This is a genomic window from Methylobacterium sp. J-090 (assembly GCF_022829345.1).
In the GTDB taxonomy this organism is placed as follows: domain Bacteria; phylum Pseudomonadota; class Alphaproteobacteria; order Rhizobiales; family Beijerinckiaceae; genus Methylobacterium.
In genome coordinates, this window is sequence record NZ_JAKSXV010000033.1 from 1 (window position 1) to 23637 (window position 23637).

The window sequence follows — 23637 nt, forward strand, 5'->3', positions numbered from 1 at the left end:
GATTGCTTCGGCAACCTTACGGCCCTGCGAGACCAAGACATCAACCTGACGCAGCTTGGCAACAATCTCTTCAGCCGTATGCTTCTTCCGTCCCATGACAACATCCTCCACATGGCTCAAAGCCATACCTCAGGGAGGACCACTTTTCAGGGGGCAGGCCAAGGGCGGCCTAGGAAATGGCCGATCCTTGGCGTGTGCTTCGCCTTTTCGAGGCTGGCGACGCTTCACCGAAGAGGTTTTAGCATGAGCAATCAGTCAGAGCAGGCCATGACGACGGATCCCACAGCCGTCGTTGCCGAAGGCTCGAAGCGGCCATTCACACTGTACCTCGACGAAACGGGGAACCGGCATCCAGACAAGAAGCCGGACCCCGCACGTGCGGGCAGGGATTGGTTCGCGTTCGGCGGAGTTCTGGTACGAGGCGAAGACAACGATGCCGCCCGTACGCTGGTCGACGAATTTGCGACGCGTTGGAAGCTGAGGGTTCCCGCCCACCTCACCGACATGCAATCCCAAAAGAAGGGATTTGCTTGGCTGGGGCGTGAAACCCAGGAGCGGTGCGACGCCTTCTGGAACGATTGGAAGGACGTCCTGGTCACGGCCCCTGTGATCGGGATGGGTTGTGTCATCGATCGGCCGGGCTACGTCGCCCGGGGCTACTTGGAGCGGCACGGCAACGACCGTTGGCTCCTGTGCCGGAGCGCCTTCGATATCACGGTCGAGCGTGCCGCCAAGATCGCGAAGCGCGAGGATCGCAAGCTTCACGTCGTGTTCGAGGCGGATGCCAGCTTTAACAAGACCGTAGTCGGCTACTTTGAGAATCTGAAACGGAACGGGCTCGGTTTCGACGCATCGAACAGCGGTAAGTACGATCCGCTGACCAAGGAGGATTTTGGCACGATCCTTGGCCGCGTACAGTACAAGCCAAAGGCCTTCTCGCTGCTTCAGATCGCCGACAGCTACGTGTATGCGATGGCTCGATGGCGCTACGACAAGCACTATCCATTGTACCGCCATCTGCGTGACCACGCGCGGATCGCGGACTTCGCCTTCCCCGGCGAGGGACCTAAGATTGGCATCAAATATTACTGCTTCGATGCCTGAAACGAAAAAGCCGAGGCGATGCCCCGGCTTTTTTCGCGGCCCCCATACGGTGAGCCTAAGAGGTTTTTGGCCTCGGATCCATATCTAATGTTGGCCGTGCCCTACGTCAAGCGGTTCACGAGCCGCGCCGTCGGACCTTCGGGACCCCCCGGGGGGGGCCTATGCGTTCAGGGTTGTCGGGCTATGCCCTCGTGGCCCAAGCCACCCGCCCACGGGGACATCACCGGCCTCATCCATGCCGCCGGCGTCTCGCCAACCCAGGCGTCTCCCGAGACGATCCTCAAGGTCGACCTCTACGGTACAGCGCTGGTGCTGGAGGCGTTCGGCAACGTCATCGCGCGCAGCGGGGTGGGCGTCGTCATCGCATCCCAATCTGGGCACCGGCTGCCACCCTTGTCTATCGAACAGAACGCAGCCCTGGCGACGACGCCGGTCTAGGACCTGCTGGCCCTGCCGATGCTGCAGCCGGACCAAGTGAAGGACCCTCCCCAAGCCTACCAAGTTTCCAAGTGCGGCAACTCCCTTTGGGTCATGGCCAAGGCCGTCAGATGGGGAAAGAGCGGCGCCCGCATCAACACCATCAGCCCCGGGATCATCATGACCCAGCTCGCGAACGACGAGTTCGAGGGGCCGCGCGTGCCGGGCTACCGCCGAATGCTTGAAGTGTCCGCCCCCGGCAGGGCCGGCACCCCGGATGAACTCGGAACGGTCGGTGCGCTCCTCATGGGCGCCGATGGCGCCTTCATCATCGGAAGCGACTTCCTCACGGATGGCGGCGTCACCGCCGCCTACTGGTTCGGTGAGCTTGCCCCGACCTAGGCGGTGGAAGGAGGCTGCTGACGGCCTCTATCGAATCCAATTAAACGTAAGCGAGGCCGCACCGAGTTTAAGTGGGCCTGCGCTTCACCTCAGGTTGATATTAAACTGAACTTTGGTCCAGAAATCGGATCATTGAGCCAGAGATCAACACGAAGGTCCCCCACCAAGCGCTTACTCATAGCCGCCTGAATTGCTTATTGATGAAGAGTTTTCGAGGTCGATAATGGGGATCCCATAGGCTCCCTTGAGTGCCGCGCGTCGTGCAGAACCAAAGGTAGACCGTGTTCATTGCCAGCGATGAGCCCACCGTCCGGATGCTAGTTACCGAAGTCCTGGAGGATCTCGGCTAAACCGCCATCGAGGCGTCCGACGGACCGGCAGGTCTCAAGGTCCTTCGTTCGAATCTGCGCATCGACCTGCTGGTGACCGATGTCGGGCTCCCCGGCGGCATGAACGGGCGTCAAGTTGCCGACGCGGCCAGGGTCAGTCGACTGAGTCTGAAGTTGCTCCACATTGCCGGCTACGTCGAGAACGCGGTCGTTGGGAACGGACACCTCGATCCCGGCATGGCTGTCCTCACGAAACCCTTCGTGATGGAAGCCCTGGCCTCAAGGATCCGGGAGCTCATCGCCATTTCGTAGCGCCTCCAGGCCATTCCCTCAGCTGGTCGGTGCCTGTACCGTCCATTGGCAGGACTGTCGCGGGCGCCAGCCGATTGATCCATCGCATTGAGGATACCCGCTGGCCGCAGCCGCGGTGGGCCCAGATTCCGGCTTCAGGCTCGTCGGTTGCCACATATGTCGTTCACTGAGTGCCATGTTTCCCGGCGCCAGTGCCAATTAATACCTCCCCTGGCACTTGCGGGGAACCGCACGCCCACAACCCCGTTGACTGCCAGATTGGATCTGTTCTAATTCTCAACTGCGGGCAGCGACGCTGCCGATTCTCGATCAGGAGCGACGATCATGGCGCACGCAAAGTGTGAGAGCTGCAAGTTCTTCGACGAGCACAAGGTCAACGGCGCGGCGGCCGCCGCCGACGAGGGCCTGTGCCGGTTCAACCCGCCGGTGAGCCAGCCCGAGCCCCAGGGCCACGGCCTGTGGCCGGTGGTGGGTGCTGCCGACTGGTGCGGTCACTTCACCCCCGAGATGAGCGCGGCCGAGTAAGCCCTCGTCTCCCGGTCCGAATACCGGAAGGGCCAGCCGCGCGGCTGGCCCTTCTTCGTTGGAGCTCCTCAGGCCGCGAGGCGGCTCAGGCTCCGGATATCCTCCGCCAGGGCATCGACCCGGGCCGGGTCCGCATCCCAGGCGAACATGAACCGGGCGCCGCCGCCGATGAAGGTGTAGAAGCGCCAGCCCTTCGCGCGCAGCCCGTCCAGCTGGTCCGCCGGCGCCTGCAGGAAGACCGCATTGGCCTCGACGGGGAACATCGCCGACCAGTCGGGCAAGCTGGCCACGGCGGCGGCGAGGCGCTGAGCGCAGGCATTGGCGTGCCGGGCGTTGGCGAGCCAGGCGCCGCCCTCCAGCATCCCGACCCAGGGCGCCGAGAGGAAGCGCATCTTCGAGGCGAGCTGTCCCGCCTGCTTGCAGCGGTATCCGAAATCCTCCGCCAGGGCGGGATCGAAGAACAGGATCGCCTCGCCGGCGGCCATGCCGTTCTTGGTGCCGCCGAAGCACAGGAGATCGACGCCCGCCCGCCACGTCATGTCGGCGGGCGAACAGCCGAGGCTGGCGCAGGCATTGGCGAAGCGCGCGCCGTCCATGTGAAGGCGCAGCCCGAGCTCCCGGCAGGTGGCCGAGAGGGCGCGGATCTCCTCCAGGGTGTAGACCTGCCCCGTCTCCGTCGGCTGCGTGATCGTCACCGCCCGGACCTTCGGGAAGTGGATGTCCGAGCGGCCGGTGGCGAGGGCCCGCACGGCCGTTGGCGTCAGCTTGCCGTTCTCGGTCGGGGCCACCAGCAGCTTCGAGCCGTTGGAGAAGAATTCCGGCGCGCCGCACTCGTCGGTCTCGACATGGGCCGAGGCCGCACAGATGACGCTGTGGTAGGACTGGCACAGGGAGGCCAGCGCCAGGGCGTTGGCGGCGGTGCCGTTGAACGCGAAGAACACCTGCGCGTCGGCCTTGTCGAACAGGGTCCGGAACGCGTCCGCCGCCCGCGCCGTCCAGGCATCCTCGCCATAGGCCGGCATCGAGCCCGCATTGGCGGCCTGCGTCGCCGCCCAGGCTTCGGGGCAGATGCCGGCGTAGTTGTCGCTCGCGAATTGCTGGGGCGAAACGAGATCTGGTTCCTGGGGCATGGTCGAGGCTCGCCTGTCCGTCGTTGGTCCGCACCGGGAACCGGACGACGACGCGTGGCGAAACCCGTTTGTTGCCGGTCCGGCCACATCCCCTCCCGGAATCGGAAGGGCGCCACCTTGCCCGGGAGCAGGTTGGCGTCAGGCGTCGGCCCGACTCTTGATGCGGGCCGACATTTAGCAGACGTGCGCCCGGACAACAACGCGTGGTGGCACGGATCACGCGTCGCGCAACGCCCCTCCGGTGGAACCCCAAGCCATGGCCGGCGACAGCCTCACGATGCGAAAGCCCCTCGCCGCCATCCTGGCGGAGGCCGAGGACGGCGAGGGGCCGCGCCTCGGGCGCAGCCTCTCGGCCCTCGATCTCGTCGCCCTGGGCGTCGGCGCCACCATCGGGGCCGGCATCTTCGTCATCACGGGCACGGCGGCAGCCCAGCATGCCGGGCCGGCGTTGCCGTTGTCGTTCGTGCTCAGCGGCCTCGCCTGCGCCCTCGTCGCCCTGTGCTACGCCGAACTCGCCGCCCTGGTGCCGGCCCCGGGCAGCACCTACACGTATGCCTACGCGACGCTCGGTGAGCTCTGCGCCTGGATCATCGGCTGGGACCTCGTCCTCGAATTCGCCGTGGCGGCGGCGACCGTGGCGGTGGGCTGGTCGGGCTACGTGCGCAGCCTCCTGGCCGATCTCGGCCTGCACCTGCCGGGCGTGCTGACGGCGGCGCCGGGCACGGCCCTGCCGGGCGGTACCACGGCATGGTTCGACCTGCCGGCCGCCGCCATCGTCCTGGGGCTCACGGGGCTGCTCATGCGCGGCAACCGCGCCTCGGCCCGGGTCAACGCCGCCCTGGTGGCGATCAAGGTCGCCATCATCCTGGCCTTCATCGGCATCGGCGCCGCCCATGTCGATCCGGCCCTGTGGTCGCCCCTGATCCCGCAGAACACCGGGACGTTCGGGGAATTCGGCTGGAGCGGCATCCTGCGCGGGGCCGGATTGGTGTTCTTCGCCTTCCTCGGCTTCGAGACCGTCTCGACGGCGGCGGCCGAGACGCGCCATCCGCAGCGCGACGCGCCCATCGGGCTGCTCGGGTCCCTCGCCGTCACCACGGTGCTGTACGTGGCGGTGGCGACCATTCTCACGGGCCTGGTGCCCTACCGGCAGCTCGACGTCGCCGATCCCATCGCGAAAGCCATGGACGCCATCGGGTTCGGGGCGTTCTCCGTGGCGATCAAGGTCGGGGCGATCCTCGGCCTGACCACGGCGGCGCTCACCGCCCTCTACGGACAGGCCCGGGTGTTCTACGCCATGGCCCGCGACGGCCTGCTGCCGCCGGTCTTCGCCCGGGTGCATCCGGGGACGCGGGTGCCGGCGGCGAGCCAGGCCGTCATCGGGGCCGCCACGGCCGTGATCGCCGCCCTGGTGCCCATCCGGGTCCTCGGCGAACTCGTGAGCATCGGCACCCTGTTCGCGTTCGGGGTGATCTGCGCCGCCGTCCTCATCCTGCGCCGGACCGATCCGGAGCGCCCCCGCCCGTTCCGGGCGCCTGGCGTGCCCGTGGTGCCGATCCTTGGCATCCTCACCTGCCTCGCCCTGATGCTGGGCTTGCCCGGTGACACCTGGCTGCGCCTCGCGGCGTGGCTCGGCCTCGGGCTGGCGCTGTACTTTGGGTACGGCCGCCGGCAGGCGCGGCGTGTTCGGGCCGCGGTGGTCTGACGGGACGCCGGTGACGGGCGCGGTGCCGTCCCTGCAGCCCGCGGCGCAAGGACGCCGGACAGCGAAACGGGCCCCGCAGGGCCCGTCCGTTCCGTCTTCTCCCGGCCCCGCCGAGCGAAGCCCCGTTCCGTGTCCGAGACCTCAGACCGAGCGGCGGTTCGGCGCGCCGGAATAGCGGCGGCGCAGGTAGGACACGAGCTTGGGCAGGAGGAAGGCGACGATGAGCTTGCGCATGGGAACTCCGGTTTGGCCGCGCGGGCGCGGCATTTCGGAGAGCCAATGCCGGCGAGGCGGCCCGTGTTCCGCGCGCCGCCTCCTAAAGCTCGAGCGTCAGGGTCACGGGCGCATGATCGGACGGGCGCTCCCAGCCCCGCGCGTGACGGGCGACGGCGACGTCGCGCACGGTGCCGGCGAGATCGGGCGAGACCCACGCGTGATCCAGGCGCCGGCCCTTGTTCGCCGCCGCCCAATCGGGCGAGCGGTAGCTCCACCACGTGTAGATCTTCTCCGGCTCCGGCACGAGGAGGCGGGCGGTGTCGATCCAGCCGGCCTCGCCCCGCAGGGTCTCGAGGCCTTCCGTCTCCACGGGCGTATGACTCACCACGTCGAGGAGCTGCCTGTGCGACCAGACGTCGTGCTCCAGGGGCGCGACGTTGAGATCACCGACGAGGATCGCCGGGCCCGCCACGCGGCGCCCGCCCCAGGCGCGCAGTTCGGCGAGGAAGTCGAGCTTGTGGCCGAATTTCGGATTGAGGGCCCGGTCGGGCACGTCGCCCCCGGCCGGCACGTAGAAATCGTGCAGGACGATACCGGCGGCCGCACCGGCCTCCGGGCCCAGCACGGCCGAGATGTGGCGCGCATCCGCCCGCTCGCAGAAGGCCATGACGTCGCGGGTGATCAGGGGGAACCGGGACAGGATCGCCACCCCGTTGTAGCCCTTCTGCCCGGCGAAGACGACGTTCTCGTAGCCCGACCCGCGCAGGGCCTTGAGGGGAAAGGCGTCGTCGGGACACTTCGTCTCCTGCAGGCACAGGACGTCGGGCCGGGCCTCGGCGAGGAAGCGCAGGACGAGGTCGATGCGCAGGCGCACCGAGTTGATGTTCCAGGTGGTGACGGTGAGGCGCAACGATCGACCCGCTCGCGTGAGGCTGGAAAACGTTTAAAGGAACGTGCGCGCGTCGGCGCGGCGGCTTCGCCATAGACCGAAACCGCCCCGGCCGTCGCCGTGGAAATGCCGCGCCCGTCCGCGATCCCCGACGGGATTCCGGGAGGGCGCGCGATCGAGGGCTGTCGTTACCGTGTCGCGCATCCGCTCCACGCTGTTCAACCTGTACTGGGCCGGCTGGACCGCGCTCTTCCTGGCGCCCCTGGTGGTGCTGGCCGCGCTCGGTTCGCCCACGGGGCCGATCCGCGCGGCGACGCGCCTGTGGTCGCGCGGCATCCTGTTCGGCTTGGCCCGCATCGTCCGCCTCACCTACGTGGAGGAGGGGCGCGCGAACATCCCGGCCGAGCCCTGCCTCATCGTCGCCAACCACCAGTCGGCCTGGGAGACCCTGGCCTTCCTCACCCTGGTGCCCAACGTCGCCATCGTGGCCAAGCGCGAACTCGTGGCGATCCCCATCGTCGGCTGGTTCCTGCGGCGCTCGCCGATGATCATCATCGACCGGGCCAACGGCACCCAGGCCCTGCGCGTCATGATCGACGAGAGCCGCGCGGCCATCGCGGACGGCCGCTCCGTGCTGATGTTCCCGGAAGGCACCCGCGGCGGCATCGCCGATCCGGTGCAGTTCAAGCGCGGCGTCGAGCTGCTCTACGCCAAGCTCGGCCTGCCCGTGCTGCCCGTGGCGGTAAATTCCGGCCTGTACTGGCCCCATGGCGGCTCCCGCCACCATCCCGGCGCGGTGACGGTGAGCTATCTCCCGCCCCTGCCGCCGGGTTTGTCGGGCGCGGCGTTCATGGAGGGCACGCAGGGGGCCATTGATGCGGAGTTGGACCGGTGGCGGGCTCCGCATAATCCCTCTGAGATGTCTCGAGACCCGAGCGCAGATGTCCTGCAGAGGTCGGACCGCACATAAGAGGCACGCGTACGCTATTATACGGACAATTTGGCCTAGGATACTTCCGAGCAAGAAAGCTGTTCACTATCCTGAATGCATGATTCATTGCTTTGGAAGCGGACATTGATACCACGGACTGAGGCCTTAAGGGGCGCAAACGTCTTTCGGAACGAACGCGGTTCCCAAATCTGTGCGAAGACCAAGCGTGGGCTCGGTGTTGTTGTAGATGTAGCAGTCCCCGGACGGCCTGAAAGATCTAGTAAATCTTTCGAAGCATAACAAGTTTGCGAATGTGGACCGCGAGTTCCCAACAAATCGCGGCGCCAATGCGCTGATCTCGAAGTCGATCAGTGAGGCTTCGAGCGGCGAGAGCGCGTCATAATCCTCATGAGGAATAAGATCCGACTTCCAAATGATATTGACCCCAGTTTCGTCGTAAGTCTTCTTCGCAATCTCCCACTTCGGAGCAAAAATATAACGCTCGTCGCAAACAACGAAGATCGTACCTCCGACATTGGGAAAAGAGTTTTTTATTTTTTTGACGATCCGGTGAGCCTCAAGATAAAAATCTTCTTTTTCTTGAACAACAACCGATAAATGCTGCTGACAATACTGGAACCAATCTTCTTCAATGCGGAGCTGCGCAACTGTATCGATTTTTTTCGAGAAGAAAACCTGATTGCAAATATTTTGAAAAATCGGTTTCGATTTTACACGCGGGACTAAGGACCTAAAAAAATCCGCCGCGAGACTCGCACTAATATCATCCTTGTGGTGGTAGTGTTTTCCAAGCTGGCCTGCCCCTTCGCCAAAAAGCGCCCAGCCTCCTCGTTCGATACGATCGGCGTAGGAAACGTCAGGCATATCGACGACAACGATACCCCATCTCTCGCAGAAGGATGCGAAAACATCCCCCCAAAATACAGCATTGAAATCATGCAGTGACGATCGCTTGTCGTGCTGATCTCGACTAAATATCTTCGGAAGATAAATTTCCCGCCCACTCGAAGTTTCACTTTTCACAGCAGCGGCGCAAAGTCCAAGCAAAGCAAACTTCTGATTATTTATACCGCCATCATTATAATGATAACCGAGCGGCAATCGAGTCGACATACGACGATATTCCCTTTGTCGAAACCAAGATACGGCTTCCAGCGCTTTTTAACCTGGACTGCCCATTCGCGCTAGAGCCAAAGACCGCAGAGTTGAAACAGGAATCGCTCCGTCTGGAGTATCCACCGTCCCGTCCCGATGCCATCGCATACCGCCTGCAAACCTCCGTCGAGGAGAGCGCTTTGAGCCCTGGCGCCCTATGGGCTAACAGGTATCCACCATTCCCGTGCGCCAGGGCAGAGACGGATCACGGTCCGTTACCCAGAGAGCCTGTTCGCGGCCTTCGTAAGCTACAGGAGCTTAATCAAAGTGTTCCCTCGCTACTTTAAGCGCCGAAAGGAAGCCACGCCGCAACCTGCTCCTGAACTTGTTTTAGGTCGCTATTTGCTGACCGCGGAACTGAAGCGGAAACTGCACGCCCGCGGCGTAGAAACCGCGCATGGTCCCGGTGCAATGTGGATTCCTGAAGAGTCGGCGTACGAAGCGCCGTGCAGCGTTAAATGGATGGATCTGCATGGGTACCTGCGGATGGGGTGCTTCAGCTACGGCGTCACTGGATATTTTAACAATATCGAAGTAGGTCGATACACATCCATCGGCGAAGAAGTTCAGATGGGACGCGGCGATCATTCGATTAATTGGCTCAGCACGACTCCGACCTTCTACTTGCATGAAAAGCTTTTTGATGTCGGCCAATCCTTCACCGGCGCTACAGAGTACGATGCCTATCGTCCGAACACCGAGGGCAGCCAAGGCTTTGTGATGGGTAGTCGAATCATGATCGAGAACGATGTCTGGATTGGGCACCGTGCTTATATCCGGCAAGGGGTGAGGATCGGCACCGGCGCCATCATCGGAGCCTACGCCGTTGTGACGCGCGATGTGCCGCCCTATGCCGTGATGGTTGGTAATCCCGCACGCGCCGTCCGTTACCGGTTTGCCGAGCCTCTCATCGCGCGGCTGCTGGCGAGCCGCTGGTGGACCCTGGCGCCATGGCAGTTGAAGGGGATCGACGTTTCGCGACCGGAGGTATCGATCGACGCCCTGGAGCGTCGCGTCGCCGAGAGCGAGCCGTTCGTTCCGAGCACCTTTGCTCTCGCGGATTTGCTCTGACGTCAGGACCCCTTTCCAAGATGTGGAGTAGAATCCCTCACTGCGCCCGGATCTGCTTCTCCATGGCCTTGTCCTCGGACCGGCCGTAATTGATGAAGAACGCCGTGCCCTCGACGCTGCGGCCCTTCTGCAGGTTCGAGAGCTGCACCGTGGTCTGGTAGCCCTGCGGGTCGGTGATCCGCCACTGGCTCAGGGTCTTCACCTCGGCGTCGAAGAACAGCTGAATCTTCGAGGTGCCGCCGAGCGTCGAGCGGTCCTCGAGCGAGATGCGCACCCCGCCCGGATCGTTCGAGACGTCGGAGACCGAGAGGTCGCGGGCGAGGTCGATCTTTTCGCGGAGCAGGAATTTCAGCGGCGTCTGCGAGATGAAGTATAGGTCCTGCGTGCCGAGCCGGCGATCCTTGACGGCGACCGACGTGCCGTCGGCCACCACCTCGAGGGGGGAGGGCTGGTCGTAGTCGAAGCGCAGGCGGCCGGGCTTGGCCAGGGTCAGCTTGCCGCCGATGCGCCGGCCGTCGGCGCCGATCTGGATGAAGCTGCCGGTGAGCGTGGTGATGCCGTTGAAGTAGGCGTTGGCCTGCGCGAGCACGCTGGCCGCATCGGCCTCCTGGGCCAGGGGCGCGCCGACGGCCGCCACCTTGGCGGGCTCGGCGGCCTTCGCGGGGAGCTTGGGAGCCACGATCTTGTCGCCAGCGACCGCCTTGGCATCCTTCGCGTCCCTGGCCGGCTTCGCGGCCTGCGGCGCGGGCTTCTTCGGCGCGGCCGGGGCGGGGACCGGGGGAGCCGGCGGCTCGGCGGGCACCGGGGCGGGCTCCTCCTTGCGGCCGAACAGGCCGTCGAGGAACGAGCCCTGGGCCGCGGCGGGCTGAGGCTGGACGAGGACAGCCGCCAGGACGAGGAGCGGGCCGGCGGCGAGGCGGTGACGGCGGCCGATCATCTGGCGGTCTCCTGAGGGCGGTTCGGACGGGCGGGCTCCGCTTAGAGTCCGCCCCTGTGGCGATTATGCGACGGGTCGGGCCGCGGTCTCCCCACTCGCAGGGTGGGACGGCTCAGTCGTCGTAGTCCATCATCGACGACGGCCCCCCCTCCATGAGGATCTCGCGCTTGCCGGCATGATTGGCCGGGCCGACGATGCCCTCGATCTCCATCCGCTCCATGATCGAGGCGGCGCGGTTGTAGCCGATCTGCAGGCGGCGCTGGATGTAGCTCGTCGACGCCTTCTTGTCGCGCATCACCACCTGCACGGCTTGGTCGTAGAGTTCCGCGCCCGGATCGATGCCGCCGGTGGCGGCAAACGCGCCGCCGTCGAAGATCGGCACGTCGAGATCCTCGGCCTCGAGGGCCTGGGCCTTCTCGGCCTTGTCGGCCTTCGAGCCCTTGGCCGGCTTCTCGTCGGGCGGGGAATCGTCGGTGGTCACGGCCTCGAGGTAGGACGGGCGGCCCTGGCGCTTGAGGTGCGCCACCACGCTCTCGACCTCCGAATCCGAGCAGAACGGCCCGTGCACGCGGGTGGTTCGCCCGCCGCCCGCCATGAACAGCATGTCGCCCTGGCCGAGCAGCTGCTCGGCGCCCATCTCGCCGAGGATCGTGCGGGAATCGATCTTCGAGGTGACCTGGAAGGAGATCCGGGTCGGGAAGTTCGCCTTGATGGTGCCGGTGATGACGTCGACCGACGGGCGCTGGGTCGCCATGATGAGGTGGATGCCGGCCGCGCGCGCCATCTGGGCGAGGCGCTGGATCGCCCCCTCGATGTCTTTGCCCGCCACCATCATCAGGTCGGCCATCTCGTCGACCACGATGACGATGTAGGGCAGGGCCGAGAGGTCCATCTCCTCGGTCTCGTAGACGGCCTGTCCGGTCTCGCGGTTGAAGCCCGTGTGGATCTCGCGGGTGATGATTTCACCCTTGGCACGTGCCTCGGCCATGCGGGCATTGTAGCCGTCGATGTTGCGCACGGCGATCTTGGACATCTTCTTGTAGCGCTCCTCCATCTCGCGCACGGCCCATTTGAGGGCGATGACCGCCTTCTTGGGGTCGGTGACGACGGGCGACAGGAGGTGCGGAATGCCGTCGTAGACGGACAGCTCCAGCATCTTCGGATCGACCATGATCAGGCGGCACTCCTCGGGCTTGAGCCGGTAGAGCAGACTGAGGATCATGGTGTTGATGGCGACCGACTTGCCGGAGCCCGTGGTGCCGGCCACCAGCAGGTGCGGCATCCGGGCCAGATCCGCGATGATCGGCTCGCCGCCGATATTCTTGCCCAGGCACAGGGCGAGCTTGTGCTTGCTCAGGCCGAAATCGGCCGAGGCGAGGAGCTCACGCAGGTACACGGTCTCGCGGGTGTCGTTGGGCAGCTCGATGCCGATGACGTTGCGACCGGGCACCACGGCGACGCGGGCGGAGACGGCGGACATGGACCGGGCAATGTCGTCCGAGAGCGAGATGACGCGGCTCGACTTGGTGCCCGGCGCCGGCTCCAGCTCGTAGAGGGTGACGACGGGGCCGGGACGCACGGCCAGGATGTCGCCGCGCACGCCGAAATCCTGCACGGTCTGCTGGAGGTTCAGGGCATTCTGCTCGAGCACGTCGGCATCGACCTCCTCGGTCCCGCTCGGATCGGGCTCGGCCAGGAGTTCGAGGGAGGGGTGCTCGTAATCCTCGTTCTCCACGAGCGACATGGAGATGTGACGCCCGGCGGCGATGAGGGTCGGGCGCTCGGGCAGGATAGCGCGCGGGATGTTGAGGACCGGGATCGGGGGGGCGACCGCGACCGGCGCCTCGGGCTCCGGCGCGATTTCGGACTCCGCCGGAACCTCGGGCTCCGGGGCCTCGGCGACGGGTTCGGGGGCGGGTACGCCCTTGGGCGTGCGCAGCAGGACCGTCCGCGACGGGATCGCCGTGGGGACGAAGGCGGGTTCGGCGAACGCGAGGGGTTCGGGCAGCGCGATCCTCTCCGGCCGCTCGTCGGGCATCGGCGGGAAGACGGCGACGAACGGCACCGGGGCAGGGGAGGGGGCCGTCGGACGGGCGGAGCGGATGGCCGCGCGGGCGGCCATGGCGCTGAGCACCGGCGGGCGCGGCGCCGCGGAGACGGACGGCGGCGCGAGGGCGCGCACGGCGTTGTCCTGCCCGTCGGCGGGGGCGGGGGTCGCGGTCCGGTCGAACTGCAGCAGGCGGTCAAGGACGTAGACCGGTGCCGGCGCCAGGACGCGCAGGAGGGCGATGTCCTCGGGGGCAGCGACGAAGGGGGCGGGGGCAGCGGCGACGGCGGGCGGCGCGATCCCGGCGGGCATCGGCGCGGCCTCGACGGACTCGGCCTGGATCTCCGACCACGCGTCGAGGGCGGCCGAGTCGCGGGCGTCGAACCAGGCATGGACCTCGGACCAGTCCGGCACGTCCGACCAGTCGCGGTCGTCCGGAACGGGATCGGCCGCGTGGACTTCCGGCAGGATGGGCGCGGGGGGGGCCTCGGCGATGACAGCGAGTTCGATGACGGGGAGCTCGACGGCGGGGCCGGCCTGCCGGCGGTCGGGGCTGCGGAAGAAGCGCACACCCTCGGGCACCACGAAGGGCTGGCGCCACAGGGGCTCGGCGGTGGCCGCCGCCGCCTCGCGGGTCGCCCGCTCGATGGCTTCGAGTTCGGCGGCCGCGAGCGCCGCGGCCTCGGCGGCACGCTCCGCCTCGGCGCGGGTGCGGATTTCCTCGGCGGCGGCCTCGGCCTGGGCGAGGACGGCACGCTCGGCATCGAGCGCCCGCTGGCGCCGCTCCTGCAGCACGGGATCGGGCGTGCGGGTGTAGCGCACGGCCGGGGCCGGGGCGGTGGTGGTGTGAGGCTGGATACGCGGGGCTTCGTCGGCCTCGGGCACGATGGCGGCGGGCCGGCGCGGAGCGCGGATGAGGACGCGGGGACCGGCCTCGCCATCCCCGAGACCGTCCTCGGGCCGGGCGAAGGGGGCGGCGCGCGCGGGGATCATGTCGAGGGTGGCGCGGTCGTCGAAGACGTGGTCGGGCCAGCCCTGCGCGGCGGGCGGGGTGCGGTAGGCCGCCTCCCGTCCGACGAAGGCCTGCGGACTCGTCATCCAGCTCGGCGCCGTGCGGGTCGCCGCCACGGTGTAGTCCGGGCGCTGCGGCGGCCCGGCGAGCCGGCGGGCGAGGGTGGCCCGCAGGTTCATGAGCCGGTGCGCCAGGGCGCCGATGGACAGTCCGAGGCGGTCGCCGCCACGGACGGGACGAGAGGGGTCACGATGGGAGTAGGGGAGCCGTCCCGATGCGCGCATGATTGGCCGGATTTACTCGAAGCGGGTCCGCCGCCGGGAGGGGCGCGGTTCACCCCCGAGTTAGGACCATCGTCGTTAACAGACGCTTGCGCCGCCGGCCGCTGGAGGGCGGGGGCGGGGCGCGTTAGGATGACGCCGTCGCCCCTCGCGCCCGGAAGCCCCCTGCCCCTTGGTCCAGCCCAGCCCCGCCTCCTTCCGTTCGCTCTACGCCCAGGGATTCGCCCGGGTCGCGGCCTGCACCGGGCGCAGCCATCCGGGTGATCCGGCGGCCAATGCCGCGGCGGTCCTGGCCCTGGCGCGGGACTGCGACGGGCACGGCGCGGCGCTGGCGGTGTTTCCCGAACTCTGCCTGTCGGGCTACGCCATCGAGGATCTGCTCCTGCAGACCACGATCCGCGACGCCGTCGAGGCGGCCGTCGAGGCCGTGCGGGCGGGCTCGGAGACCCTCTCGCCCGTCCTCGTCGTCGGCGCGCCGCTGCACTTCGGCCACCGGCTCTACAATTGCGCGCTGGCCATCCACCGGGGCCGCGTGCTCGGGGTGGTCCCGAAGAGCTACCTGCCGAACTACCGGGAGTTCTACGAGAAGCGCCACTTCGCCTCGGGCGTGGGCATCGTGGGCGAGACGATCCGGGTGGCCGGACAGACCGTGCCCTTCGGCACCGACCTGCTGTTCGCCGCCGAGGACATCCCCGGCTTCGTCCTCGGCCTCGAGGTGTGCGAGGATCTGTGGGTCCCCGCCTCCCCCGGCATGGACCTGGCGCTCGCCGGCGCCACGGTGCTGGCCAACCCCTCGGGCAGCCCGATCACCGTCGGCCGGGCGGAGTCGCGGGCGCTCCTGTCGCGCGCCGCCTCCATGCGGGGCCTGTGCGCCTACGTCTACGCGGCGGCGGGTCTGGGCGAATCCACCACCGACCTGTCCTGGGACGGGCAGACCAGCATCGACGAGCTGGGTGAGCGCCTCGCCGAGGGCGCGCGCTTCGCCGACCGTCCGGTCGTGACCCTGGCCGATATCGACCTCGACCGGATCGGTCAGGAGCGGCTCCAGGCCGGCAGCTTCGACGACAATGCCCGCGCCCGCGGGATGGCCTGTCGCCGGATCGGGTTCCGCCTCGATCCGCCCCCGGGCGACCTCGGCCTGACGCGCCGCGTCGAGCGGTTTCCGTTCGTGCCGGCCGATCCGGCCCGCCTCGCCCAGGATTGCTACGAGGCCTACAACATCCAGGTGGCGGGCCTCGCCCAGCGCCTGGAGGCGACGGGCACCAAGCGCGCCGTCATCGGCGTCTCGGGCGGCCTCGATTCAACCCACGCGCTCATCGTCGTCGCGAAGGCGTTCGACCGCCTCGGGCTGCCACGCGAGAACATCCTGGCCTACACCCTGCCGGGCTTCGCCACCTCGGACGAGACGAGGGCCAACGCCCACGCGCTCATGGCGGCTTTGGGCACCACGGCGCGGGAGATCGACATCCGCGACACGGCCACGAAGATGCTGGCCGACATGGATCACCCGTTCGGGCGGGGCGAACCGGTCTACGACGTCACCTTCGAGAACGTGCAGGCGGGCCTGCGCACGGACTACCTGTTTCGGCTGGCCAACCAGCAGGGCGGCATCGTCATCGGCACCGGCGACCTGTCGGAACTGGCGCTCGGCTGGTGCACCTACGGCGTCGGCGACCAGATGAGCCATTACGGCGTCAATGCCGGCGTGCCGAAGACCCTGATCCAGCACCTCATCCGCTGGGTGATCGGCACGGGGCAGTTCAGCCCTGAGGTCGGCGCCACCCTGGAGGCGATCCTCGGCACGGAAATCTCGCCCGAACTCGTGCCGGTGGAGGCCGGCGCGCGGCCGCAGAGCACGCAGGACGTCATCGGTCCCTACGCGCTTCAGGACTTCAACCTGTTCTACACCCTGCGGTACGGGTTCCAGCCCTCGAAAATCGCCTTCCTGGCGCTCCACGCCTGGGGCGATGCGCAGGCCGGCGCCTGGCCGCCGGATTTTCCCGACGCGGAGCGCCGGGCCTATGCGCTACCCGAGATCCGGGCCTGGCTCGCCCTGTTCCTCGGGCGCTTCTTCGGCTTCAGCCAATTCAAGCGCTCGGCCCTGCCCAACGGGCCGAAGGTCTCGGCCGGGGGCGCCCTCTCGCCCCGCGGCGACTGGCGCGCGCCCTCCGACGGCACCGCCCGCGCGTGGCTGGACGAACTGGAGCGCAACGTCCCCGAAACCTGACCGACACAGTCCTGTCCGATTGTATGGCTAAGCCGTATGCTGGGCGGGCGAATCGGAGGTTGACCGATGCAGAATTACAACGTTTTCTGCCTCAGGACCGTCGAGGGCCTGTGCTGCGCCGTGCCCGAGAGCCGCGCGGTGCCGCACTTCCTCGGCGGCGGACACTGGTCGTTCGGCGGCAAGATCGCGGATCTGGGGGCGGCCCCCATCGAGTTCGACGACCGCGCGGCGGAGACGGCCGTGCGCTTCAACGGTTTCTACCTGTTCCAGACCATGGACAGCCGCTTCCACTGAAAGGGCGCTCCGAGTCGCCCATTCCGGCGATCATTCCTTAAGGGGCGCGTGCCAGGGTGCCGGCATTACGTGCGGTGAACGGAGGTCGCGCCCCATGTCGGAGCATCGCAGGGAAGTACGGCAGAGGACGTTCCTCAAGGGCCGGATCCTGTTCAACAAGGGCGCATCGAGCATGGATTGCCTCGTGCGCGACATGTCGGCCTCCGGTGCGCGCCTGGCGCTCAGCGAGACCACGACCCTGCCCGAGTCGTTCGAGCTCTACATTCCGCAGAAGGACAAGACCTACCGCTCGACCCTGGCCTGGCGCCGCGCCGACGGCGTCGGCATTGCCTTCGCCCTCGAGGCCGCGCCGCCCCCCGCGCCGGCACCTGCCGAGGATGCCACCTCGCTCATGGCCCTGATGCGCCGCGTGAGCGAGCTCGAGGCCGAGAACGCAGCCCTGCGCCGCCTGCTCATGGGTGCGCCGGTCGCCGCGGCCGGGACCGCCATGGGGACCGGCGAAACCCTCAACGCCGGGTGATGCGAGCGGAGCCGCGGGCCCGCCTTTCCCCGAGCGGCAACCGTTACGCGGCCTCCAGCGCCGCCCGGATCCGCGCCGCGTGATCGGCCAGAACACCCTGATCGGCCATGCCGCCCGTGTGGCGCCCGAGCACCACGCCGTCGAAGCGCGGCAGGATATGGACGTGGAGGTGGAACACCGTCTGGCCGCCGGCCGGCTCGTTGTACTGGAACACCGTCAGGCCATCCGCGGCGAACGCCGCCTTCACCGCGCGGGCGACGCGCTGGACCGTCGCCGCCACCGCCGCGAGGGAGGCCGGGTCGGCGTCGAGGAGGCCACGGGCGGGGGCCTTGGGGATCACCAGGGTATGGCCCTCGCCCTGGGGCATCACGTCCATGAACGCCAGGGTGTGATCGTCCTCGTAGACCTTTTGCGCCGGGATCTCCCCGCGCAAGATCTTGGCGAAGATGTTCTGGGGGTCGTAGGCTACGGTCACGGTCGCTTGCTCCGAGGAAATCGTTTCGGGCGCCACGATGCACAGGCGCCCCCCGCGCGTCCACCGGGCGAACCTTGGCCTTACTCCGCGCGTTGCCGGCTCTGATGCCCGGGACTCCCCCGGCCCCTCCGGACGAGACCCGCATGGCTCACGAGAGCACCAGCGCCATCTACACCGCCGCCGGCGCCAACCTCGCCATCGCGGCGGCGAAGTTCGTCGGCGCGTTCTTCACCGGCTCCTCGGCGATGCTGGCCGAGGGCGTCCACTCCTTGGTGGACACCACCAACCAGATCCTGCTGCTGGTGGGCATGAAGCGCGCCAAGCGCCCGGCGGACGCCCTGCACCCGTTCGGCTACGGCCGGGAGATCTACTTCTACGCCTTCATCGTCGCGCTGTTCATCTTCCTGGGCGGCGGCGCCTTCGCGGTCTACGAGGGCATCCACAAGCTGCATTATCCCGAGCCGGTCTCGGACGCGCACGTGTTCGGCCACACGATCCCGGGCCTGTGGGTCAATGTGGGCATCCTGGGCTTCGCGGTGCTCGCCGAGGGCTATTCCTGCGCCGTCGCCTTGAAGTCGTTCTGGGCGGAGAAGGGCAGCCGGCCGCCCATCACCGCCATCCGCCGCAGCAAGGACCCGGCCCTGTTCACCGTTCTCATCGAGGATGTCGCCGCCCTGATGGGCCTCGTGGTGGCCCTCTCCGGCGTGATCCTGGCGCACGTGCTGGACATGCCCGACCTCGACGGCTGGGCCTCCATCGCCATCGGGGCGATCCTCATCGGCATGGCGGCGTTTCTGATGATCGAGACCCACGGCCTGCTCATCGGCGAGGCGGCGGACCCGGCCCTCGTCGCCGCCATCCGCGCGGTGGTCCGCACGGAGCCGGGCGTCCACAACGTCAACGCCGTGCTGACCCAGCACATGGGGCCATCCGACATCCTGGTGAACGTCAGCCTCGACATGGACGACACCCTGAGCGCCGGTGCCATCGAGGCGATGGTCGGACGCCTCGAACGGAAGCTCAAGGCGGAGAGCCCCGACGTGACTCGGGTGTTCATCGAGATCCAGTCGAAGGAGGCGGTGGCCGCCTATCCCGCGACCGCCCCCGTCGAGGCCTGAGGCGCCGGCTCGGCCAGCGCCTTCGCGATGGCCGCGTCGAGATCGGCCGGCTTCGTCTTCGGGGCGTAGCGGGCGATCACCCGGCCGTCGCGACCGACGAGGAACTTGGTGAAGTTCCACTTGATGCCGCTGAGGCCGAGGAGCCCCGGCCGTTCACGCTTGAGGTGGGCGAAGACCGGATCGGCATCGGCGCCGTTGACCGCCACCTTGGCGAGGACGGGAAAGGTCACGTCGTAGGTCAGGCTGCAGAAGCGGGCGATCTCGGCAGCGTCCCCCGGCTCCTGGGCGCCGAACTGGTTGCAGGGAAACCCGAGTACCACGAGACCGGCCTCGCGGTGGCGGCGCCACAGGTCCTCGAGCCCGGCATACTGGCCGGTGAAGCCGCATTGCGAGGCGGTGTTGACGATGAGGACAACCTGGCCGCGGTGCCGGGCGAGGGGATAGGGCGTGCCATCGGCGGCGCGCGGAACGAGGCTGTGCAGATCGGTCATCGGGCGCCTTCGGGCAGGGGCTTCAAGCCGGCTCGTCGGGCGCGCCGTCCACGCCGCCGCGCCGGAACGGCGTCAGCGTGTCGAGCACATCGGCCGCCTCGATCACGTGCGCGCGCTCGCGCTTGAGGTAGTCGGCCACGGCGCGGCGCAGGGCGGGGTCGGCGATGTCGTGGGCCGAGTGCATGAGCACCGGGCGGTAGCCGCGCGCGAGCTTGTGCTCGCCCTGCGCCCCGGCCTCGACGCGCTTCAGGCCGTGCGCGATGGCGTAATCGATGGCCTGATAGTAGCAGACCTCGAAATGCAGGAACGGATGATCCTCGATGCAGCCCCAGTTGCGGCCGTAGAGGGCGACGTCGCCGATGAAGTTGATGGCGCCGGCGATGATCTGCCCCTCGCGGCGGGCGAGGATCAGCAGCACCCGCTCGGGCATGCGCGCGCCGACGAGGTCGAAGAATTTTCGGTTGAGGTAGGGCCGGCCCCATTTGCGCGCGCCGGTGTCCGAGTAGAACGCGTAGAACGCCTCCCAGTGCTCGGGCTTCAGGTCGGCGCCGGTGACGTGCTCGATGGTGATGCCGTTGGCGAGCGCGTCCCGCCGCTCGCGCCGGATCGCCTTGCGCTTGCGCGAGGCCAGCGCCCCGAGGAAATCCTCGAACGTGCCGTAGCCGGCATTGTCCCAGTGGAACTGCTGGTCGACGCGCTGGAGGAAACCGAGGCCCCCGGCCTGCGCCCATTCCCGCTCCTGCATGAAGGTGACGTGGATCGACGAGGCCTTGGTCTCGGCCCGCAGGGCGCGCAGGCCCGCCACCAGGGCCGAGGCGGCCTCGTTCACGTCCTGACCCGGTGCGATGAGGAAGCGCGCCCCCGTCACCGGCGTGAACGGCACGCTGACCTGAAGCTTGGGATAATAGGCTCCGCCGGCCCGCTCGTAGGCGTCGGCCCAGCCGTGGTCGAACACGTACTCGCCCTGGCTGTGGGATTTGAGGTAGCACGGCGCCACCCCGACGAGGCGGCCCTCGCGCTCGACCGCCACGTGGAGCGGCAGCCAGCCGGTGTGGCGCGAGACGCAGCCCGAATCCTCCAGGGCCGACAGGAAGGCATGGGAGGTGAACGGGTTATGGGTCTCGTCGCCGGCCGACAAGGTCTCGGGCGAGGTGGCGCAGGCGTCCCATTCCGCCGCCGTGATCTGGCCCAGGCCCTGGACCGCGCGCACCTGCAGTTCGGTCACGATCTCGGCCGGGGCGTCGGGTGCTGCGTCGGGCGTGTCCATGGGAAGCCAATCTAGGCCCCGCCGGCGGAGGGGCCAAGGTGGAGCGGCGCCTCGCACCGTCGCAGCCCCCCAAAAAGCGGGCGCTTGCCAGAACACGCTGGCACGCTCACGATCACGCAGACCTTGCCTTTTCGTGAGGGGCAACCGATGGGACTGATGAACCTTCATACCGGGCCGACACATCCTCCCCGCACGCCACCGGACGATTTTGCCGAAGATGCCCTGATCGAGATGGCCAATCTCGACGAGCAGGACACCCACGTTCCGGGCACGATCTTCATCTCGACGGCCCTCGGCTCACATGGACCGCGGGTGAAATGGTATCCGGACCGAGCGGGGCGGGCCCTGCCATGCCTCATCGTCTCAATCGGCGCGGAACCGCAGTTGCGCGACGATTTCTTGCAGAATGCCGTTTCACGAACCGCACTTCCCCGCGTCATTGCGTGGGTCCGCCTGAACCATGGGGCGCTTCTCGATTTTTGGCAGGCAGGGGCCTCGTGGAATCGTCGCGAGGTCGCGGCCTTCCTGGATGCGCTGAAGCCGCTGCCGAAGTAGCTCCCTCAGGGCCGGAATCCCTCGAACACCATCTGGTCGGCATGCGCTTCGGCATGCCGCCGCTGGTCCGGATTGCGCACCGTCCAGGTCATCACCGGACGCGCGCCCAGCAGCCGGCAGAGATGGGCCGGCGCGCAGGGCAGATCGTCCACCCGCCACGACAGGAAATCGGGCTCGGTCCGCTCGAAATGCAGCAGATTCGAGAGCGAGCGGCGCAGGCTCGGGGCGAGGGCGGCGTAGACGGGATCGTCCTGGCGGGTCTCACCGACGATGCCGCGCGGAATGCCGGGGGCGAGGTCGCGCAGGGCGGCCACGAGGTCGGGGTCGAAGGATTTGACCGCCACGGGGCCGTCATGGGCGACGGCGAGTTCGGCCACCCGCCGCACGAGGCGCAGATCGCCATCGTAGCGCGACTTCACCTCGATCACGAGGGGCGTGCGTCCACCGATCGCCGCGAGGAAGTCCGGCAGGGTCGGGATGCGCTCGCCCGAACCCGCGACGGCGAGATCGGACAGGGCGGCCGCCGTGAGGCTCTCCACCGGGTCCGCCACCCCGGTCAGGCGCCCGAGGCCCGCATCGTGAAAAACCATCGCCTCGCCGTCGGCGCTGCGCTGCACGTCGCACTCGATGGCGTAGCCGCCCGCGATCGCGGCCATCGCCGCCGCGATCGTGTTTTCCGGCACGCCGGCCGCCCGGTCGTGCAGGCCGCGATGGGCGATGGGCCGGGCCGTGAGCCAGACCGGCGCGTTGACGCTCACTTGACCTCGAACATCGCCTCGACCTCGACGGCCGCGTCGAGGGGGAGCTCGGCGACGCCCACGGTGGCGCGGGCGTGGCGGCCCCGGTCGCCCAGGATCTCGACCATGAGGTCGGAGGCCCCGTTCATGATGCCGGCGAGGCCGGCAAAGCTCGGCACCGCGTTGATGAAGCCGCCAAGCCGCACGCATTGCACGACGCCGTGGTCGAGGTCGCCCACGGCCGCTTGCACCTGCGCCAGGACGTTGATGGCGCACAGGCGCGCGGCGGCGATGCCGTTCTCCACCGAGACCTCGGCACCGAGCTTGCCGAGATGGGCCGGATCGAGCTTGCCGTCGGCGGAAAAGCAGATCTGGCCCGAGATCACCACGAGGTTGCCGGTGCGCACGAACGGCACGTAGTTCGCCACGGGGGCCGCCGCCTTCGGCAGGGTGAGGCCGAGCGCCTCCAGACGTTCCTTGGCCGTGCTCATCCGCGTCGCGTCTCCCTGCGAGTCTCTTGCCGTGGCGCTCTGACCATGTCCGCGCGCGGCACGCAAGGCACCCCTGCGACGTGCGTAGCGTGCCCTCATGTCGGCGGTGTGAACCCGTCCCGTCATTGACAGAATTGGGCTTTTCTCTAGTAATCGCGCGCGTGCCGCCCCCTTGTCGAGGCGGCACTTTCATTTGGTGCGGCCGCCTGCGCGCCGCGAGACACGGAGTCGGGATCGTGACATCCGCTCTTCTGCCGACCTATGCCCGGGCCCCCATCGCCTTCGAGCGTGGCGACGGCGCATGGCTCGTGGCGCGCGACGGCGAGCGATACCTCGATTTCGGCGCGGGCATCGCGGTGAATGCGCTCGGCCACGCCCACCCCCATCTCGTGGAAGCGCTGACCTCCCAGGCGCAAAAGCTCTGGCACACCTCGAACCTGTTCGAGATCCCCGACGGCGAGCGCCTGGGCCGGCGCCTCGTCGACTCGACCTTCGCGGACGTGGCCTTTTTCGCCAATTCGGGCGCCGAGGCCAACGAAGCCGCCATCAAGATGGCGCGCAAGTACCATGCGGTCGCCGGCCACCCCGAGCGGTATCGGATCATCACCTTCGAGGGCGCCTTCCACGGGCGGACGCTCGCCACCATCGCGGCCGGCGGGCAGGCCAAGTACATCGAGGGCTTCGGCCCGAAGGTGGACGGATTCGATCAGGTGCCGACGGGCGATTTCGATGCGCTCGAAGCCGCCATCGGCCCGGAGACCGCTGCCCTGATGATCGAGCCGATCCAGGGCGAGGGCGGCGTACGGGTGATTCCGCACGAGCACCTGCGCGCCCTGCGCGCGCTCTGCGACGCCCACGGCCTGCTGCTCATCATGGACGAGGTCCAGACCGGGGTCGGGCGCACGGGCCGGCTGTTCGCGCATGAATGGTCCGGTGTGACGCCGGATATCATGAGTGCCGCCAAGGGCATCGGCGGCG

23 protein-coding genes, 1 pseudogene and 1 riboswitch are annotated in these 23637 nt (G+C 67.9%); of the genes and pseudogenes, 14 read left to right on the forward strand and 10 right to left on the reverse strand.

Going from position 1 to position 23637, the window contains the following annotated elements; genetic code table 11:
* Nucleotides 1–243 precede the first annotated feature (243 nt).
* The 5 genes and pseudogenes from MKK49_RS05185 to MKK49_RS05205 all read left to right on the forward strand — a co-directional run bounded on the left by MKK49_RS05185 (nucleotide 244) and on the right by MKK49_RS05205 (nucleotide 3089).
* Nucleotides 244–1104 (forward strand): DUF3800 domain-containing protein, encoded by an 861-nt coding sequence (locus MKK49_RS05185; RefSeq protein ID WP_244026995.1) that lies wholly within the window; start codon nucleotides 244–246, stop codon nucleotides 1102–1104.
* Between the two features lie 183 nt (nucleotides 1105–1287).
* A complete protein-coding gene (locus MKK49_RS05190) occupies nucleotides 1288–1542 on the forward strand; it encodes a hypothetical protein (RefSeq protein WP_244026996.1) in 255 nt (84 codons plus the stop codon).
* Between the two features lie 18 nt (nucleotides 1543–1560).
* Nucleotides 1561–1923, forward strand: a complete 363-nt coding sequence (locus tag MKK49_RS05195; protein WP_244026997.1) for an SDR family oxidoreductase — start codon at nucleotides 1561–1563, stop codon at nucleotides 1921–1923.
* A gap of 278 nt (nucleotides 1924–2201) precedes the next feature.
* Nucleotides 2202–2564: pseudogene (locus MKK49_RS05200) on the forward strand (response regulator); the annotation flags it as partial.
* 324 nt (nucleotides 2565–2888) lie between these two features.
* Nucleotides 2889–3089, forward strand: a complete 201-nt coding sequence (locus MKK49_RS05205) for a hypothetical protein (protein ID WP_056095319.1) — start codon at nucleotides 2889–2891, stop codon at nucleotides 3087–3089.
* 68 nt (nucleotides 3090–3157) lie between these two features.
* Here MKK49_RS05205 and MKK49_RS05210 read toward each other — a convergent pair whose 3' ends face one another.
* On the reverse strand, nucleotides 3158–4219 hold the full coding sequence (locus MKK49_RS05210) for a threonine aldolase family protein (RefSeq protein WP_244026998.1): 1062 nt from the start codon (nucleotides 4217–4219) through the stop codon (nucleotides 3158–3160).
* A 57-nt stretch (nucleotides 4220–4276) separates the two neighbouring features.
* Nucleotides 4277–4388, reverse strand: a riboswitch (SAM-I-IV-variant riboswitch).
* 87 nt (nucleotides 4389–4475) lie between these two features.
* Between MKK49_RS05210 and MKK49_RS05215 the strand changes: the two genes are divergently transcribed.
* A complete protein-coding gene (locus MKK49_RS05215; RefSeq protein ID WP_244026999.1) occupies nucleotides 4476–5924 on the forward strand; it encodes an amino acid permease in 1449 nt (482 codons plus the stop codon).
* Between the two features lie 316 nt (nucleotides 5925–6240).
* Here MKK49_RS05215 and MKK49_RS05220 read toward each other — a convergent pair whose 3' ends face one another.
* A complete protein-coding gene (locus MKK49_RS05220) occupies nucleotides 6241–7050 on the reverse strand; it encodes an exodeoxyribonuclease III (protein WP_244027000.1) in 810 nt (269 codons plus the stop codon).
* A 172-nt stretch (nucleotides 7051–7222) separates the two neighbouring features.
* On the opposite strand from MKK49_RS05220, the gene MKK49_RS05225 reads away from it, so the two are divergent.
* Nucleotides 7223–7999 (forward strand): lysophospholipid acyltransferase family protein, encoded by a 777-nt coding sequence (locus MKK49_RS05225; RefSeq protein WP_244027001.1) that lies wholly within the window; start codon nucleotides 7223–7225, stop codon nucleotides 7997–7999.
* Between the two features lie 126 nt (nucleotides 8000–8125).
* On the opposite strand, the gene MKK49_RS05230 is transcribed toward MKK49_RS05225, so the two are convergent.
* Complete coding sequence (locus tag MKK49_RS05230; protein WP_244027002.1) at nucleotides 8126–9094, reverse strand: O-fucosyltransferase family protein; 969 nt, start codon at nucleotides 9092–9094, stop codon at nucleotides 8126–8128.
* Between the two features lie 309 nt (nucleotides 9095–9403).
* Between MKK49_RS05230 and MKK49_RS24615 the strand changes: the two genes are divergently transcribed.
* The gene (locus MKK49_RS24615; protein WP_313899145.1) at nucleotides 9404–10207 is read left to right on the forward strand and encodes a CatB-related O-acetyltransferase; all 804 of its coding nucleotides are present in this window, start codon (nucleotides 9404–9406) and stop codon (nucleotides 10205–10207) included.
* A gap of 37 nt (nucleotides 10208–10244) precedes the next feature.
* On the opposite strand, the gene MKK49_RS05240 is transcribed toward MKK49_RS24615, so the two are convergent.
* Both MKK49_RS05240 and MKK49_RS05245 read right to left on the reverse strand, forming a co-directional pair.
* Nucleotides 10245–11144, reverse strand: a complete 900-nt coding sequence (locus tag MKK49_RS05240; protein ID WP_244027003.1) for a LolA family protein — start codon at nucleotides 11142–11144, stop codon at nucleotides 10245–10247.
* Between the two features lie 112 nt (nucleotides 11145–11256).
* The gene (locus tag MKK49_RS05245; protein WP_244027004.1) at nucleotides 11257–14487 is read right to left on the reverse strand and encodes a DNA translocase FtsK; all 3231 of its coding nucleotides are present in this window, start codon (nucleotides 14485–14487) and stop codon (nucleotides 11257–11259) included.
* 169 nt (nucleotides 14488–14656) lie between these two features.
* Between MKK49_RS05245 and MKK49_RS05250 the strand changes: the two genes are divergently transcribed.
* The 3 genes from MKK49_RS05250 to MKK49_RS05260 all read left to right on the forward strand — a co-directional run bounded on the left by MKK49_RS05250 (nucleotide 14657) and on the right by MKK49_RS05260 (nucleotide 17525).
* Entirely contained in the window at nucleotides 14657–16711 is a 2055-nt protein-coding gene (locus MKK49_RS05250) for an NAD(+) synthase (protein WP_244027005.1), read from the forward strand.
* A 66-nt stretch (nucleotides 16712–16777) separates the two neighbouring features.
* Nucleotides 16778–17005: a hypothetical protein gene (locus tag MKK49_RS05255; protein WP_056095294.1), complete on the forward strand. Its 228-nt coding sequence runs from the start codon at nucleotides 16778–16780 to the stop codon at nucleotides 17003–17005.
* Between the two features lie 94 nt (nucleotides 17006–17099).
* The gene (locus tag MKK49_RS05260) at nucleotides 17100–17525 is read left to right on the forward strand and encodes a PilZ domain-containing protein (RefSeq protein WP_244027006.1); all 426 of its coding nucleotides are present in this window, start codon (nucleotides 17100–17102) and stop codon (nucleotides 17523–17525) included.
* Between the two features lie 43 nt (nucleotides 17526–17568).
* On the opposite strand, the gene MKK49_RS05265 is transcribed toward MKK49_RS05260, so the two are convergent.
* Nucleotides 17569–18000 carry an HIT family protein gene (locus tag MKK49_RS05265; protein WP_244027007.1) on the reverse strand — a complete coding sequence of 144 codons (432 nt, stop codon included), beginning with the start codon at nucleotides 17998–18000 and terminating at the stop codon, nucleotides 17569–17571.
* 143 nt (nucleotides 18001–18143) lie between these two features.
* On the opposite strand from MKK49_RS05265, the gene MKK49_RS05270 reads away from it, so the two are divergent.
* Nucleotides 18144–19118 carry a cation diffusion facilitator family transporter gene (locus tag MKK49_RS05270; RefSeq protein WP_244027008.1) on the forward strand — a complete coding sequence of 325 codons (975 nt, stop codon included), beginning with the start codon at nucleotides 18144–18146 and terminating at the stop codon, nucleotides 19116–19118.
* Here MKK49_RS05270 and MKK49_RS05275 read toward each other — a convergent pair.
* Together MKK49_RS05275 and MKK49_RS05280 are read right to left on the reverse strand one after the other, a co-directional pair.
* A complete protein-coding gene (locus tag MKK49_RS05275; RefSeq protein ID WP_244027009.1) occupies nucleotides 19088–19609 on the reverse strand; it encodes a glutathione peroxidase in 522 nt (173 codons plus the stop codon). The genes MKK49_RS05270 and MKK49_RS05275 overlap by 31 nt on opposite strands.
* A gap of 22 nt (nucleotides 19610–19631) precedes the next feature.
* Nucleotides 19632–20876 (reverse strand): GNAT family N-acetyltransferase, encoded by a 1245-nt coding sequence (locus MKK49_RS05280; protein WP_244027010.1) that lies wholly within the window; start codon nucleotides 20874–20876, stop codon nucleotides 19632–19634.
* A 156-nt stretch (nucleotides 20877–21032) separates the two neighbouring features.
* On the opposite strand from MKK49_RS05280, the gene MKK49_RS05285 reads away from it, so the two are divergent.
* A complete protein-coding gene (locus MKK49_RS05285; protein WP_244027011.1) occupies nucleotides 21033–21431 on the forward strand; it encodes a hypothetical protein in 399 nt (132 codons plus the stop codon).
* A gap of 5 nt (nucleotides 21432–21436) precedes the next feature.
* On the opposite strand, the gene MKK49_RS05290 is transcribed toward MKK49_RS05285, so the two are convergent.
* Both MKK49_RS05290 and MKK49_RS05295 read right to left on the reverse strand, forming a co-directional pair.
* Nucleotides 21437–22189 (reverse strand): glycerophosphodiester phosphodiesterase family protein, encoded by a 753-nt coding sequence (locus MKK49_RS05290; RefSeq protein WP_244027012.1) that lies wholly within the window; start codon nucleotides 22187–22189, stop codon nucleotides 21437–21439.
* Nucleotides 22186–22659 (reverse strand): RidA family protein, encoded by a 474-nt coding sequence (locus MKK49_RS05295; RefSeq protein ID WP_056095273.1) that lies wholly within the window; start codon nucleotides 22657–22659, stop codon nucleotides 22186–22188. Before MKK49_RS05295 ends, MKK49_RS05290 begins: the two co-directional genes overlap by 4 nt.
* Nucleotides 22660–22895: 236 nt before the next feature.
* On the opposite strand from MKK49_RS05295, the gene MKK49_RS05300 reads away from it, so the two are divergent.
* On the forward strand, nucleotides 22896–23637 hold a 742-nt coding region (locus MKK49_RS05300; protein ID WP_244027013.1), incomplete at its 3' end, for an aspartate aminotransferase family protein.